The 15,111-nt window shown below is 70.7% G+C and carries 10 protein-coding genes and 1 pseudogene; 5 read left to right on the top strand and 6 right to left on the bottom strand.

Going from position 1 to position 15,111, the window contains the following annotated elements; genetic code table 11:
• Positions 1-98 precede the first annotated feature (98 nt).
• Both J5X86_RS44405 and menC read left to right on the top strand, forming a co-directional pair.
• Positions 99-941 (top strand): chorismate synthase, encoded by an 843-nt coding sequence (locus J5X86_RS44405; RefSeq protein WP_243983077.1) that lies wholly within the window; start codon positions 99-101, stop codon positions 939-941.
• Positions 938-2,059, top strand: coding sequence for an o-succinylbenzoate synthase (gene menC / locus J5X86_RS44400; protein WP_208522296.1), 1,122 nt, complete (start codon positions 938-940; stop codon positions 2,057-2,059). The genes J5X86_RS44405 and menC overlap by 4 nt, the downstream gene beginning before the upstream one ends.
• Positions 2,060-2,326: 267 nt before the next feature.
• Here menC and J5X86_RS44395 read toward each other — a convergent pair whose 3' ends face one another.
• The 3 genes and pseudogenes from J5X86_RS44395 to J5X86_RS44385 form a co-directional block, all read right to left on the bottom strand.
• Entirely contained in the window at positions 2,327-3,406 is a 1,080-nt protein-coding gene (locus tag J5X86_RS44395) for a LacI family DNA-binding transcriptional regulator (protein ID WP_208522295.1), read from the bottom strand.
• A gap of 28 nt (positions 3,407-3,434) precedes the next feature.
• Positions 3,435-4,492: pseudogene (locus J5X86_RS44390) on the bottom strand (Gfo/Idh/MocA family oxidoreductase).
• Positions 4,489-5,616, bottom strand: a complete 1,128-nt coding sequence (locus J5X86_RS44385) for an FAD-binding oxidoreductase (protein ID WP_208522294.1) — start codon at positions 5,614-5,616, stop codon at positions 4,489-4,491. The pseudogene J5X86_RS44390 and the gene J5X86_RS44385 overlap by 4 nt, the downstream one beginning before the upstream one ends.
• A 299-nt stretch (positions 5,617-5,915) precedes the next feature.
• Between J5X86_RS44385 and J5X86_RS44380 the strand changes: the two genes are divergently transcribed.
• The 3 genes from J5X86_RS44380 to J5X86_RS44370 are packed head-to-tail and all read left to right on the top strand — an operon-like array spanning position 5,916 to position 10,992.
• Positions 5,916-7,976 carry a hydantoinase/oxoprolinase family protein gene (locus J5X86_RS44380; RefSeq protein WP_208522293.1) on the top strand — a complete coding sequence of 687 codons (2,061 nt, stop codon included), beginning with the start codon at positions 5,916-5,918 and terminating at the stop codon, positions 7,974-7,976.
• A gap of 2 nt (positions 7,977-7,978) precedes the next feature.
• Positions 7,979-9,643, top strand: a complete 1,665-nt coding sequence (locus J5X86_RS44375; RefSeq protein WP_308124915.1) for a hydantoinase B/oxoprolinase family protein — start codon at positions 7,979-7,981, stop codon at positions 9,641-9,643.
• The gene (locus tag J5X86_RS44370) at positions 9,643-10,992 is read left to right on the top strand and encodes an MFS transporter (protein WP_208522292.1); all 1,350 of its coding nucleotides are present in this window, start codon (positions 9,643-9,645) and stop codon (positions 10,990-10,992) included. The genes J5X86_RS44375 and J5X86_RS44370 overlap by 1 nt, the downstream gene beginning before the upstream one ends.
• 788 nt (positions 10,993-11,780) lie before the next feature.
• Here the strand turns inward: J5X86_RS44370 and J5X86_RS44365 are convergent.
• Genes J5X86_RS44365 through J5X86_RS44355 form a run of 3 tightly spaced genes read right to left on the bottom strand, consistent with a single transcriptional unit; the run spans position 11,781 to position 15,053 of the window.
• Positions 11,781-12,929 (bottom strand): Xaa-Pro peptidase family protein, encoded by a 1,149-nt coding sequence (locus J5X86_RS44365; RefSeq protein ID WP_208522291.1) that lies wholly within the window; start codon positions 12,927-12,929, stop codon positions 11,781-11,783.
• 25 nt (positions 12,930-12,954) lie between these two features.
• Entirely contained in the window at positions 12,955-13,827 is an 873-nt protein-coding gene (locus J5X86_RS44360) for a carbon-nitrogen hydrolase family protein (protein WP_208522290.1), read from the bottom strand.
• The gene (locus J5X86_RS44355; protein WP_208522289.1) at positions 13,818-15,053 is read right to left on the bottom strand and encodes a M20 family metallopeptidase; all 1,236 of its coding nucleotides are present in this window, start codon (positions 15,051-15,053) and stop codon (positions 13,818-13,820) included. The genes J5X86_RS44360 and J5X86_RS44355 overlap by 10 nt, the downstream gene beginning before the upstream one ends.
• Between the last annotated feature and the right edge of the window lie 58 nt (positions 15,054-15,111).

Here is a 15,111-nt window from a genome sequence, read left to right as displayed (position 1 = left end):
CGGCCGCTGTCGCTGTTGTCCGATCGCCACAGGACCATAAGCCGTCTTTGTGGATCCGGACAAGAAGGGCGCGGGGCAGGCCGGGGAGACTGAGGCTCATGACACCAGTGACGATGGACGCCGGCGCGCTCGCCACCGCCGCCGCCCGCACGGCCGGGGTCACCGTCCGCACCGTCGACGACGTGGCCGGGATCCGGGCGGTGGCCGACTTCCTCGCCGATGTGTGGCGGATGCCGCGCGCCACCCCGCCCTATCCCACGGAGGTGCTGCACAGCCTCGTCCACGCGGGAGGCGCGGTGCACGCCGCCTACGGGAACGGGCGCCTGACCGGGGCGGCGGTCGTCGTCTTCGGGACGCCCGCAGCGCGGGAGGCGTACTCCTTCGTGGCGGCGACGGCCGCCTCCGACCGGGGCGTCGGCTTCGCGGTCAAACAGGCCCAGCGGGTCTGGGCGCTGGACCGCGGCGCCCGCACCATGCGCTGGACCTTCGATCCACTGGTCGGCCGCAACGCCCGCTTCAACCTGGTCAAACTGGGCGCCGTCGCGGCCGAGTACCTCGTCGACCTGTACGGGCCGATGAACGACGGGGTGAACGACGGCGACGAGAGCGACCGCCTCACCGCCGCCTGGGACCTTGGCGCCGACGCCCCCCGCGCCGATGACCCCGCCGCTGAGGACGCGCCCCGGGCCGCAGCCGCGGCCGACCGCCGGGCCCCGGACGGCGGCCCGCTCTCCGTACGGGACGAGCGGCGGCTGTGGTGCCGGGTACCCGGCGACATCGTCGCGCTGCGCGCCGCCGACCCGGATCTGGCGCTGCGCTGGCGGCATGCGGTGCGCGAGGTGTTCACCGCCGCGTACGACGAGGGCCTGCGGGCCACCGCGATGTCCCGCGACGGCTGGTACCTGCTCACTCCCGACCCCTCGAAGGACGCGCGGACATGAGACTCGAACACGTCGAACTGCTCCATGTCACCCTTCCTCTCGTCACCCCCTTTCGCACCTCCTTCGGCACCATGACCAGCAAGGACACCTTCCTGCTGCATGTGGTCACCGATGAGGCGGAAGGCTGGTCGGAGTTCGCCGCCGACCCCGAGCCGCTGTACTGCTCGGAGTTCGTCGCCGGGGCCGAGATCGTCATCCGTGACGCTCTGCTGCCCCGGATCACCGCCCTCCCCGAGCCGACCACGGCAGCCCTCGCCCCCGCCATGGCCGCGGTCAAGGGCCACGAACTGGCGAAGGCGGCCGTGGAGACCGCCATGCTCGACGCCGAACTACGCGGCTACGGGATGCCGTTGGCGACCTTCCTCGGCGCGGTCCGCGACCGGGTGCCCGCCGGGGTGTCCGTCGGCATCAAGGATTCCCTCCCCCAGCTGATCGACGACATCGAGAGGTACCTGGAGGAGGGCTACCTCCGCATCAAGCTCAAAATCGAGCCGGGCTGGGACGTGGAGCCGGTGCGAGCCGTACGGACACGGTTCGGCGACGCGCTGCCGCTGCAAGTCGACGCCAACACCGCGTATACCCTCGCCGACGCCGCCCACCTGCGGAAACTGGACGACTTCGGACTACTGCTCATCGAGGAGCCACTGGCGGAGAACAATCTGCACGCCCACGCGCGTCTCCAGCGGCGGCTGACCACTCCGGTCTGCCTGGACGAATCCCTCCACAACGCGGCGGACGCCGCGTCCGCGATCGCCATGGACGCCTGCCGGGTCGTCAACATCAAACCGGCCCGGGTCGGCGGCTACCTCGAGGCCCGTCGCATGCACGACCTCGCCACCGCGCACGGGGTCCCGGTGTGGTGCGGTGGCATGCTGGAGACCGGCATCGGCCGGGCGCCCAACCTGGCGCTCGCCGCGCTCCCCGGATTCACCCTCCCCGGCGACACCTCGGCCTCCCGACGGTACTTCGCCGAGGACATCACCGAGCCGTTCGTCCTAGCGGACGGCCACCTGCCGGTGCCGACCGGGCCCGGCATCGGCATCACCCCGCTGCCGGACGTCCTCGCCCGCTTCACCACCGCCCGGTACGCGCTGTACGCCGCGAGCCACCCCCGGTGAACCCGGCCCTGCGGGTGACGGCGGCGCTGCACCCACGACACCACCCTGCTTCCACCCGACGACCGCCACCAGGACCACGAGCAGCACCACCACGACGACGACCACCAGCCACCGGAACCACCGAGCACAACAACCTGATTGCCAAATGGGGCTCCCCGGTCCGGAACCAGCTGAAGTCGTTCAACTACCCAGCCCGTTACGTCCGCCACTCCAACTACGTCCTACGCATCGACCGCATCCGCAGCGGCCCGGGCGGGCGATGGAACGTCAGCCGAGGTGGTCCGGGGGCGCGGTGGAATCCCTGGTGACCAGCCGCGCGGGCAGCAGACGGGTCGCCGGTTCGCGGGTGGGGTCGGCGATGGCGGCCAGCAGGTCCTCCGCGGCGGTGGCCCCGATGACCTCCGTCGGCTGGGCCACCACGGTCAGGCGGGGCCGGACCAGGGGTGCCCACTCATGGTCGTCGAAACCGATCAGCGACACCTCCTGCGGGCAACGCCGCCCGCTGTCCTGCAGGGCCGCGAACGCGCCGACGGACAGCACATTGTCCGTGCAGTAGATCGCCGTGACCCGGGGCGTGGCCTGCAGCAGCTTGCGGGTCGCCGCATAGGAGGCCGTGCTGGAATACGCGCTGTGCGCGACGTGTTCGGACCGCACTGTCAGACCCGCGTCGGTCATCGCCCGCACATAGCCGGCGAGCCGCAGGGTGCTGGGCCGGTCGACGGTGGGGGCGGGCTCCGCGTCCCCGGCCGACGCGGCGTCGTACCACGCCTCGCTGATGATCCCGATATGACGGTGCCCCAGTCCGATCAGGTGGTTCACTGCCAGCCGGGACGCCTCGATGTTGTTGACGGAGACGAAGCTCGCTCCGGTGATCTTCGGAGCCGGGCGGTCCAGCAGGACCAGCGCGGTGCCGCTCTCGGCGAGTTGCCTCAGGTGGTGGGCGTCGGCCCCGCCCACAGGTGCCACGATCAGCCCGTCCACCCGCTTGGTGGCCAGCACCTCCACCGACCGGCGTTCCAGCGTGGGCTCCCCCTCGGTGCTGCTGACCAGCAACTCATAACCGTGCTGACGGACCGTTCGGGCGATGCTCTGCAACGCGGCGGAGAAGAACCGGTTGCTCATGTCCGGGATGACGACACCCACGGTCTCGGTGTTTCCCGTGATCATGCTGCGGGCCACACCGTTGGGCCGATAGCCGAGCTCCGCCGCTACCCGGGCGACCTTCTCCCTGGTCCGCGTGCTGACCTCGTCGGCACCGGTGAGCGCGCGTCCGGCCGTGGATTTCGACACCCCTGCGGCCTTCGCCACATCGACGATGGTGACGGAGTGCTGAGCGGGCCGTGTCACGACAGCTCCCACCTCGTTCTCCTACCCGTCACGCGGTCGGCCGCGCAGCCGGACCACATTCAACCACCGATCGTTGATGGATCTGCTCTATCAGCTCGATCACCCGGACCGCCTCCCGCGGATCCACCGGCAGCGGACCGCCGGAGAGCAGGGCATCGGCCAGCCGGGCGTAGAACCGCGCATAGCTGCCGGCCAGCGTCGGTACGGGCCGGGCCGCGCCGTCGACGCCCAGCAGCCCCCACGCCGACTCCGGTTCGCCGCCGAACGACGGGTCGGTGGGCGCGGCGCCGGCCTTGAGCGCCGTTTCCTGTGGATCCAGCCCATACTTGGTGTACGCGCCCCGCGAGCCCAGCACATGAAAGCGCGGGCCGACCTGAGCCGCCAGACCGTTCATCCACAGGTGCGAGTGCACCCCCGAGTCGTGCCGCAGCACCACGAAGGAGTCCTCGTCGGCCGCCGCGCCCGGCCGGCGGGTGGCCACCTCGCTGTATACCGGCACGGCGTCGCGAACAGCAGCAGGGCCTGGTCCAGCAGATGCGCGCCGAGGTCGTAGAGGATGCCGCCACCCTCCGCGGTGGTCGCGGTCGTCTTCCAGGAGTCGTCCCGGTCCGGCTTCCACCACTCGAAGCGCGATTCGAAACGCCACACCTCGCCCAGCTCACCGCGTTCCATCAGCCCCCGCAGGGTGCGGAAGTCACCATCCCACCGGCGGTTGTGAAACACCGTGAGCGGCTGCCCCAGCCGTTCGCTCTTCTCCACCAGCGCCCGGCCCTCGGCCGCGGTCACACTGAACGGCTTGTCCACCACCACTCCGACACCCGCGTCCAAAAGGGCGTCCGCCAGTTCGGCATGGGTACCCGAAGGCGAGCCGATCACCACCAGGTCCACCTCGGCCGCCGACGCCAGCAGTGCGTCGACATCCGGCAGCACACGCGCGGAGGGATACCGGGCTGCGACCTCCGCCCGGCGGCCCTCGTCCCGGGTGACGACCGCGCTGAGCTCGTAGTGCGGATCAGCGGCGATGAAGGGGGCGTGAAAGACCCGGCCCGCCGTGCCGAAGCCGATGATCGCGGTACGGATGGTCATCGGCGGAACCTCTCCGGCCGGAAGGCGGCCAGCAGCATGTGCGGCCGGCCGGTGACGATCTCGTCGGCCAGCAGTTCGCCGGCGATCAGGCCGAGGGTGGCACCGCTGTGGGTGAACGCGACATGGCAGCCGGCGATCTCCTCCAGCTCTCCGAGCACGGGCTGACCGTCTGCGGGAATCGGCTTCGGACCGGCCGCATACGACTGGAGCCGGAGCCCGGGCGCGCCCGCCAGCACGGCTGACGCCTCGGCGAGAAGGCCCTCCACGGTGGACTGACGCACCTCGAAGGTGCCGTCGTCATGCCGCACGATTTCCTCCTCGGACCATCCCGAGTCCAGGACCAGAGCCCCGTCCGGGGTGGGCCGGATCGATACGCGCGGGGTGTTCAGCACGGCGCGCAGCGGGGCGTTCACCCGTGCGGTGCGCACCAGCAGCGAGATGGGGGTGCGGTCGCCGAGAGACACACCGAGCCCGCTCAGCATGGCCGGTGTGGCGGCGCCGGTCGCCAGGACCACCGCGTCGCATTCCCAGGCCGGCCCGGACCGGGTGGCCACGCCGGTCACCCGGCCGCCCGCGGTCCGTACGGTGGCGGGCCCCGCTCCGGTGACGACCTCGCCGCCGAGTCCGGTGAACTCCTTGGCCAGCCGTTCGATCAGCGGCGGCAGGTCCACCCAGCCCTCGCCCGGATTGAAAATCGCTCCACACTTCGGCGCCGCCGCCGGGTCGACACCGGGCGTCACCGTCGCGATCTCCGCCGGGCTCAGCCAGTCCGCCTCGTAAGCGTTGGCCCTCTGGTGGGCGAACCGCTCGCGGAAATCCGCCTCCTGGTCCGCCGTACCCCAGGCCAGCCCGCCGTCGAAGCGGAGCCAGTCCAGGCCGGGCTCGCGGGCGGCCAGCGTGCGGTAGCGGTCGATACCCAGCACCCGCAGCCGGTGGTACTCGGGCGAGCGGACGGCGGCGGAGTTCAGCCAGGCGAGCGAGCGCCCGGACGCTCCGCCGGCCAGAGCGCCGTCCGACACCAGCGTGACGACCGCGCCGCGCCGGGCCAGCTGGTATGCCGTGGAGACGCCCAGAATGCCGCCGCCGACAACGACGACGCGAATCTCCTGTGCTGTGGAAGTCATGCCTCTTCTTCCCTTGTCCGCCGGCCGCGGGACCGCCGTCCGGAAACCTGCCCTCATTCCGGGAACGTTCCCGGAGCCTCTGTGCCGACCATATGCATCGCCATCGAGAGCGGTCAAACGGCAGTGCCGTGATCGTTGCGTTATCGACATGTTTCATCGCACTACCGGGTACTACGCGGGTCTTGACCCCGCAAATCAGGTCCACCTAGAGTGACGCCACTCTTCCGGGAACGTTCCCGGAACGGAGGTCGGGCCACCAGCATCCCGGCGCATTGGAAATCTCACGAGGCAAGGCATCCATGAGCCTGAGAATCGGTGTGGACACCGGCGGCACCTTCACGGACGTGTGCGCGTACGACGAGGCGACCGGACAGATCCACGTACGGAAGGTCTCGTCCACGCCGGACGACCCCGGCCGGGCCATCGTCCGCGGACTTCACGAACTGCTCGACCAGATCGGCGGCCGGGACATGGCCGAGGTCGGCTATTTCGCGCACGGCACCACGGTGGGCACCAACGCGCTGCTCACCGGGCGGGGCGTGCGCACTGGCCTGATCACCACCCGGGGCTTCCGCGACCTGCTCGAACTCGGCCGCGGGCGCCGCCCGGACATGTACGACGCACAGGCGGACAAGCCCGCCCCCTTCGTACCGCGCGATCTGCGCCTGGAGGTGACCGAGCGGGTCCGGCACGACGGCCGGGTGGAGATCCCGCTGGACCCGGCCGAGGTGCGCGAGGCCGTGCGCGTGCTGAAGGAGCAGGGCGTGGCAGCCATCGCGGTCTGTCTGCTGTACTCCTACGTCCGGCCGGACCATGAGCGGAAGATCGGCGAGATCATCCGCGCCGAGATGCCCGACGCGCACGTCTCGCTCTCCTGTGAGGTGCTGCCGGAGTTCCGTGAGTTCGAGCGGTTGTCCACGGTGGTCACCAACGCCTACATCGGCCCCGTGGTCGCCGACTACCTGGCGCGGCTGCGCTCCACCCTGACCGCCTCCGGGCTGCGCTGCGAACCGCATGTCACTCAGTCCAACGGCGGCATCATCCCCTTCGTCACCGCCGAGCGGCTGCCGGTCCGGCTGGTGCTGTCCGGGCCGAGCACCGGGGTGGTCGGCGCCGCGGCGGTCTGCTCGGCGGCCGGCTTCGGCGACATCATCACCTTCGACATGGGCGGCACCTCCTCGGATGTGTCGCTGGTGCAGAACGGCGACCCCAAGGTCACCGCGAGTCTGGAGATCGACGGACGTCCGGTGCGCTCGCCGATGCTGGACATCCACACCGTGGGCGCGGGCGGCGGTTCCATCGCGTGGATCGACAGCGGCGGGCACCTGCGGGTCGGGCCGGCCAGTGCCGGCGCGTTCCCCGGACCGGCCTGCTACGGCCACGGCGAGGAAGCCACCGTCACCGACGCCAATGTGGTCCTGCGGGTGCTCAACCCCGAATATCTGCTCAACGGCCAACTCAAGATCGATCACCATGCCTCCCACCGCGCCGTGGGGCGCCTGGCGGAGCGGCTCGGTCTGTCCGTGCCGGAAACCGCGCAGGGCATCATCGATGTCGTCACCGCCAACATGGCACGGGCCATCCGGGTGATCTCCGTCCACCGCGGCTATGACCCGCGCGACTACGCGCTGGTGCCGTTCGGCGGCGCCGGCCCGCTGCACGCGGCCCGGCTCGCCGCCGAGCTCGGCTGCGCCGGCATCGTGGTCCCCGAAACCCCGGGCGCGCAGTCCGCGCTGGGGCTCCTGATGACCGATGTGCGCAGCGACTTCATGCGTACCTGTCGGCTGCCCGTGCACCAGGGCAACGCCGGTCCGCTGTCCGAGGTGCTGGACGAGCTGGTCGCGAGCGCGACGCAATGGTTCGACAGCGAGGGCATCGGCCCCGCCCGCCGGAGCATCACCCGTGCGGTGGACATGCGCTACCGCGGCCAGAACTACGAACTCGGCGTGGACCTTCCGGACGACGGTCCGGTCACCGTGGACACGGTGCGCCGGCTGCTGGCGGACTTCGGCGACGCGCACGACCGGATGTACGGCTACCGGCTGGCGGACGAGTCCGTCGAGGCGGTGACCTTCCGGGCACAGGCCGTGGGCGCGGTCTCCCGCGCCGAACTGGTGCGCTCCGCACCCCGGGGCGGCACACCCGAAGAGGCCGTCACGACCCGCCGCCGAGTGCATCTGAAGGAGGCCGGCGCCGAAGTGGACTGCCCCGTGTACGACCGGGCCCGGCTCGAGGTGGGACACCGCCTCACAGGGCCCGCGGTCATCGAGCAGATGGACAGCACCACCCTGCTGCTGCCCGGCGACACCTGCGAAGTGGACGAACTGCGCAACCTGATCATTCGAACCCGAGAGGTCTGACCGTGACGACACAGCGGGAACTGGACGGTGTGCTGGTCGAGGTCATCGGCTCGGCACTGGCGACCGTCGTGGAGGAGATGAGCGGCACCCTCGTCCGGGCCGCGTTCTCCACCAACATCAAAGAGCGCCGTGACTGTACGGCCGGACTGTTCGACACCACGGGCAACGGGATCGCCCAGGACGAGGGCGGCTCACCACTGCACCTCGGTTCGCTGATGGGAATCGTCGGCAGCATTCTGGAGCGCTACCCGGTCGGACAGATCGAGGACGGCGACGTCTTCATCGGCAACGACCCGTACAACGGTGGCGGCTCACATCTGCCGGACATCGTGCTGGCCACCCCGGTCTTCGTGGACGGCGAGCTCACCGCGTGGGCGGCCACCCTGGCACACCACGCCGACTTCGGCGACCGCGGGCACGCGCACATCTTCCAGGAGGGGCTGCGCATTCCGCCCGTGCGGCTGGTGCGCGCGGGGGTGCAGCAGGACGAACTGCTCTCGCTGATCCTGCTCAACTGCCAGGTGCCGGACGAGCGCCGCGCGGACCTGCGTGCGCAAGCGTCGGCGAACCGGCTCGCCGTGCTGCGCTACCGCGAGCTGTGCCACCGCTACGGCCGGGACACGGTGATGCGGGCCGGAGATGAGCTGCTCACCTACACCGAGCGGCGTACCCGGGCCGCGATCACCGCCATCCCCGACGGCTCCTATCAGTTCACCGATCTTTTCGACTGCCCGGAGCTGGATGAGGAACTGGAGCTGCGGGTGGCCGTGCGCGTGGCCGGCGACGAGATCTTCTTCGACTTCGCGGGCAATCCGCGGCAGGTGCGGGCCAGCGTCAATGTGGTGTGGACCGCGCTCCACGCCACGGTCTACTACTCGGTCAAGAGCCTGATCGACGCCGACATCGTGCCCAACGCCGGCATGTACCGGGCCATCCATATCGATGCGCCCACCGACTCGATCGTGAACTGCGGCTACCCGGCGGCGGTGAACGGGCGCAGTGAAACCTGCCAGCGCATCGTCGACCTGATCCACGGTGCCCTGGCAGCCGCGGTCCCGGCCCGGGTCACCGCGGCGAGCAACGGTGCGAACACCGGCGTGCACTTCTCCGGACACAATCCGCTGACCGGAAAGGAGTTCGTCTACCTGGAAACCATCGGCGGCGGCTCCGGCGCACGGGCCACCAAGGACGGGCTGGACGGAGTGCAGGTGCACATGACGAACACCTCCAATCTGCCGGTGGAGAGCCTCGAGACGGAGTACCCGCTGCTCATCGAGGCGTACGAGCTGATCGACGACTCGGGCGGCACCGGTGAGTTCCGCGGTGGTCTCGGCATCAGGCGACGGGTTCGCGTGGAGTGCGACGACGTGCACTTCTGGGTGGACACCAGCCGGCAGAAGTCCCACCCGTGGGGACTGTGCGGCGGTACGGAGGGAGCTACCGCGAACGTCGTCCTCAGCGACGGCGCCCAGCCCGTCGACCACGGATACACGGTGTTGCAGCCGGGCCAGACCGCGACCATCGAGACGGCGGGGGCGGGCGGCTACGGCCGTCCGGAAGATCGCAGCCCGGAGGCCATCGACCGGGATCTCGCCGAAGGCAAGATCTCCGGTCGCACCGCAGGACGTCACTACCCCGGGCACCGCACCTCCTCTAAGGAACGCTGATGGGCACCGACATCCCCGCGAAGAGCACCCGCCGCCGGGTGTACGCATCCACCATGATCGGCAACATTGTCGAGTACTACGACTTCACGCTGTACGGCACCCTGGCGGCAGTGCTGGCCAAGCTGTTCTTCCCGTCCGACGACCCGACAGTCGCGCTCTTCTCCACCTATGTCGGGGTGTCGCTGTCCTACTTCATCCGCCCGCTCGGCGCCCTGTTCCTCGGCCCGCTCGCCGACCGCAGGGGCCGCCGGACAGTGTTGACCCTCACCATCCTGCTGATGAGCATCGGCACCGCCGGGATCGGTGTTCTGCCCACCTACGCGGCGATAGGCGCGGCCGCTCCGATCCTGCTGCTGTTCTCCCGGGTGCTCCAAGGGCTGGGCGCCAGCGTGGAGTACACCACCGCCTCCCAGTTCCTGCTCGAACACGAACCGGGCAGCCGCCGCCGCAACTACCTGGCGGGCCTGATGAACGCCACGTGCTCGGTCGGCTCCCTGCTCGGCTCCGCCGTCTCCTTCATCCTCATCATCACCATGCCGGCGTCGGCCTTCGAGAGCTGGGGCTGGCGCATCCCGTTCCTGCTCGCCATCCCCATCGCGGCCATCGGCTTCTACATCCGCAACAAGCTGGATGAGACACCGCAGTTCGAGGAGATGAAGCGCCAGATCGCCGCCGCCGAGGCGAAGCAAGCACCGCTGAAGGACGCGGTGCGCCTCTACTGGCGCGACATGCTCAAGGCCATCGGCCTCGGCGCGGGCCAGCGCATCGGCTCATACACCATTCAGGCGTACTTCGTCACCGCCCTGATCACCGCCGGCTTCCCCACCTCGCTGGCGCTGCTGGCCTCCATGCTCACCTACGCCGTCGGACCACTGCCCAGTATCTGGGGCGGCGTACTCGCGGACCGCTACGGCGCCCGGCTGCCGCTGCTGGTCGGCTACGGCCTGTTCGTGGCGCTGACCGTGCCAACTTTCATGGCCATCGACAGCAAGTCCATCGTCCTTGCCGCCGGCGCCGTCGTGGTGTTCACCATCATCAATAATCTGGTGGCCGCGCCTCTGAACATCGCCTATGTACTGAGCTTCCCGCCCGAGGTGCGCTCCAGCGCGGCCGCGCTCAACTTCAACATCGGCACCTCGCTGATCGGCTCGACCGCCGGCCTGGTCGCGATCTGGCTGCACGACCTGACCGGCAATGATATCGGTTTCGGCTGGTACATGACGGCCGCGTGCGTGGTGTCCATCCTGGTCGCCCTCTTCGCCCTGCCGGCATCGGTCGACTACCGCGAGCCCGACTGGTCCAAAGCTCCCCTGGCGATGCGAAAGCCCTCACTGGAGTCCCACTCCTGAAGAGCCCGCCTTTGAGACTCTGCCGCCCGATTCGTGGGAGGGCCTGACGCTACCGCCCGGCGCCCCGCCACCCAGCTCGCCCTCGGACATCTCGTGGCAGCCGATGCAGCAGCGCCGCCAGGAACGCCCGGTCGCCCGGAGTGAATCGCACCCTGTGGGTGCCGGAAACTGTGTCACCCGAGGTGACCTGCGGATTCGGATCTACCAGAGCGCAGGACTGGGGGGTGCTGTGGGGCATCATGCTGGTCGTGGCAAAACGTCTGATCTATCAGCTCGCGTGCCAGACTTTCCGGTGGCTCGCACTGCCGGCCCGGTCAAGTGCAGCAAAAGGCATTGAGCTCTTGGTGCGCCTGCATCAACTCGCTGTCGCACAGCGCGCCCGGCCACAGCCTCGGCTCTCCTGGAGCGACAGGGCCGTTGTGGCAGCGCTGCTCCGGATGGTGAGCAAGCAGCAGCGTGTACGGCCGGCGCTCGCATCATGCCGACGCGAGGCCACCGACCGCATCCTGATCACCGGAGAACGCCACCCCCGCCCTGTCTTCGGCGAGTACGCGGAGCACTACAACAGACACCGGGCGTCCCCATGCTGGACCGCGGCCACGGCAAGATAGTCAACATCGCGTCCATCACCATCTACCAGGGCGGGCTGCACGTACCCGCCTACGCGGCGGCGAAGGGGCGCTGGGGCAACGCACCAAGGCGCTGTGCAACGAGTGGTCGGCGCGGGGCGTCAATGTCAACGCGATCGCTCCGGGCAACACGGCGCGGGGCGACGGGTACGGGCCCGGTCATCGCTGAGGTCCGTCCTCGCAGGCGGTGAGCACCTCGTGCCCGCTCTCGGTGATGAGGACGGTCGCGGACAGCCCGATCCCGGCGCTGCCCGCCACCCGCAGGGTGGGCACCACATGGACCACCATGCCGGGAGCGAAGAGGCGTTCCTCGTTCTCGCCCAGGGACAGCAGATGGCCCTCGCCCCAGTCCGGTGCGAAGGCGATGCCGACCGAGTACCCGCTACGCTTGCGGTACGTATGGGCCAGCCCCGCGTCCGCGATGGCGGCCTTGCAGGCCGCGTGCGCCGCGGCCGGGGAACCGCCCGGTTTGACCTCGGCGAGGGCCGCGTCCCGGGCGTCTGCGCAGGCGGTGGCCATGGCCGCGGCCTCACCGGTGAGCGTGCCGGTCCAGACCGTGTGCATCAGGGGCGCGTTATAGCGCCCGCAGGTGGCCGACATCTCCAACAGCACCGCCTCGTTCTCGCCGATGACCCGGTCGGACCAGCTGGCGTGAATGGTCCCGGCCCGCGGTCCGGACGCCACGAACGGCTCCATGCCGAAGTACTCCGAACCGGAGGCGATGAGCCCTGCGAAGGCGGCGGCCGCCACGGTGCGCTCCCCCGCGCCGGGAACGGCGGCGGCCGCCGCCGCGGCCATGCCCTCGTTGGTGCTCCGGGCGGCAGCCCGGATCTGCTCGATCTCCGCGGGGGACTTGATCAGCCGGGCGGCGGCCAGGGCGTCGTCGATGTGCGTCAGCCGGGCCCCCGATCCCTCCAGCAGGGCGCTCAGCCGTAGAAACGGCTCCGGCGGCAGAAACCAGGAGCGGGCCTCGACGCCCACCGCCCGTGCGCCCGGCGCCACTTCGGCGAGCAACTCGGCGGTGGCCCGGACCGGGTCGGCACGGTCCGGGTAGCCGGTGATCCGCTGGAAGTATGTGGTCTCGGTGGCGTTGACGGTCTCGGTCTCGCGCATGAGCAGCGCCGCTTCGCCGTCGGCGGTGACGATCAGACACTGGTACGTGTAGTAACCGGGCGTGGCGTGTCCGGACAGGTAGCAGACGTTCTCCGGCGTATGCACGATGGCGGCGTCCAGGTCCTTGGCCCTGAGCGTGGCGCGGAGTGTGGCGAGCCGCGCTTCGTACTCGGCAGCGGGGAAGACAGGGGACATGTGGTGCTCCTGAGGTGGTGACGGGTCAGGCGGTGACCGGGCCGCGAAGAGCGATCCGGGCGATTGGGGGCGCCAGGCGGCCGCCCAGCAGGTCGGTGCGGAGATCGGTGAGATAGGGCAGCTCACGCCGGGCGAGGTCGGTCTCCTCGGACGAGACGTCCACGACGCAGAGGGCTTCGCCGCCGGCGCAGCCGATAAGTGGCCGCCCCCGTGGGGTCCATCCCCCGCTGCGGCCGAAGTAGTGCTCGCCCGCGATCTCGCCGATCGTGTTCACCACCAGGGTGAAGACGGTGTTCTCCACCGCCCGTGCCGGGTGGTACACGTCGTAGCGGTACTCGGTGGGCCCGGTGGCAAACGCGGAGCAGAACAGCACCGCGTGCACACCGGCCAGCGCGTAAGCGCGGGACAGTTCGGGGAAACCTGCGTCGTAGCAGATCCCCAGACCGACCGAGATCCCGCCGTCCTCGATGACGACCAGCCCGGGGCCGGGGTCGAAGGCGTGCCGCTCCTCGCCCCACAGATGGGCCTTGGCGTAGTGGCCGCGTGCCCTGCCTTCAGGATCGATGACAAGGACGCCGTTGTGCGGCCGTCGCCCGATGGTGGCCACGGCGGCGCCGAGCAGCACCCACACCCCGGCCTCGCGGGCCGCCGCGGCCAGCGGTGCCAGCGGCGTACCGGGGAGTGGCGCCGAGCCGTCCGGGGGCGTGGTCAGGGACCACCCCGCGGGGTCGGCGGCGATCGACGCCGGGTCGTACCCGCAGGCGTACAGCTCGGGCAGGGCCAGGACGCGCGCCCCGGCGGCGGCCGCCCGGGCCACCAGACCTGCCGCCCGGTCCAGATTGGCGGCGATGTCGCCGGGGTTGCTCGGCGCCTGGCCGAGGGCGATGCTCAGTCCCACCACGGCTCCGTTCCCGCGGTGCCGAGCACTTCGGCGAGGACGGCCCGGTACAGGCCGACGGACCGCTCCAGCTCGTCGATGGCGATGTGCTCGTCGACGGCGTGCATGACGTCGAGCCGGCCCGGTCCGCAGACCAGGGCGGGCACACCGGCCGCCCGGAAGTGCGTCATATCGCAGTTCACGGTGAGTCCGCCGAGCGTGTCGTCGCCGCCCGCGGCGGCCAGCGCCCGGCGGCACAGCCGGACGAAGGGGTGATCCTGCGGGGTCTCCGAGGGGCCGCCGGTGCTGGGCGCGCACTCCACCACGGAGGCGGTGGCCCCGTGCCCGTCCGCGTTGAACGCGGCGAGGACCGCGCCGACCGCCTCGAGTACAGACTGAGGTGTCTCGCCGGGCAGCAGCCGCCGGTCCAGGGTGATCCGGCAGCGCTCGGGTACCGCGTTGGGTGCCTCGCCACCCTCGATGAGCACGGGGGTGCAGGTGGGCGGTCCCAGCAAGGGGTGTCCGGCGGCCGCGAGGGAGTCGCTGTAGCGCTCCAGCAGGGGGATCAGCCGCGCGGCGGCGGTCACCGCGTTGACGCCCCGGTCGGGGGTGGCGGCGTGCGCGGCCACGCCCGCGACCTCGATCACCGGCCGGACGGACCCCTTGTGCGCCGTCAGCAGCCGCATACCGGTGGGCTCGCCGACGATCACGGCGTCCGGCAGCCGACCCTCGCGCTGGAGCGCGGGCACCAGGTGGCGGGCGCCCATGGAGTCGCCCTCCTCCTGCGAGACGGCGGAGAAGACGATCTCGCCGCGCAACCTGGCCAGGTCCTCGTCGGCCCGGCGGGCGAGCTCGATCGCCGCGCAGGCCATGGCGGCGAGCGGCCCCTTCGCGTCGGCGGTGCCCCGGCCGTACAGGCGGCCGTCACGGACGGTGGGCCGGAACGGCGGAGATGTCCAGCCCTCCCCCGCCGGTACCACGTCGAGGTGCGAGTTGAGCATGATCACGGGGCCGCCCTCGCCGAACCGGCGGCGCGCGGTGAGATTGACCCGGCCCGGGGCCAGGCGCTCGGTTTCCACGTGGAAACCGGCCGCGCCGAGGTGGTCGGCGAGCAGGGCGGCGGTGCTCTCCTCCTCGCCGGTCGGGGTGGTGGAGTCGCATCCCACCATGGCGGTGAGCAGGCCGAGCACATCGGTGGCGGGATACGGCGCGGTGGGCGTGCCGGAGGCGGCGGATACGGAGGTCATGGGGAGTACGTCCTTGCTCGGTCGGTGCGGGGATCGCCAGTGGCGGTGGAGGGTGCGT

This window comes from Streptomyces sp. NEAU-YJ-81 (assembly GCF_017592595.1).
Taxonomy (GTDB): Bacteria; Actinomycetota; Actinomycetes; order Streptomycetales; family Streptomycetaceae; genus Streptomyces; species Streptomyces hygroscopicus_B.
This window is presented reverse-complemented; position numbering and strand designations above follow the sequence as displayed.

Excerpts from the sequence above, each read along its gene's own strand:
- J5X86_RS44355 (WP_208522289.1), bottom strand. The coding sequence starts at position 15,053 with ATGACCTCCGTATCCGCCGCCTCCGGCACGCCCACCGCGCCGTATCCC.
- J5X86_RS44405 (WP_243983077.1), top strand. The coding sequence starts at position 99 with ATGACACCAGTGACGATGGACGCCGGCGCGCTCGCCACCGCCGCCGCC.
- J5X86_RS44385 (WP_208522294.1), bottom strand. The coding sequence starts at position 5,616 with ATGACTTCCACAGCACAGGAGATTCGCGTCGTCGTTGTCGGCGGCGGC.
- menC (WP_208522296.1), top strand. The coding sequence starts at position 938 with ATGAGACTCGAACACGTCGAACTGCTCCATGTCACCCTTCCTCTCGTC.
- J5X86_RS44380 (WP_208522293.1), top strand. The coding sequence starts at position 5,916 with ATGAGCCTGAGAATCGGTGTGGACACCGGCGGCACCTTCACGGACGTG.
- J5X86_RS44365 (WP_208522291.1), bottom strand. The coding sequence starts at position 12,929 with ATGTCCCCTGTCTTCCCCGCTGCCGAGTACGAAGCGCGGCTCGCCACA.
- J5X86_RS44370 (WP_208522292.1), top strand. The coding sequence starts at position 9,643 with ATGGGCACCGACATCCCCGCGAAGAGCACCCGCCGCCGGGTGTACGCA.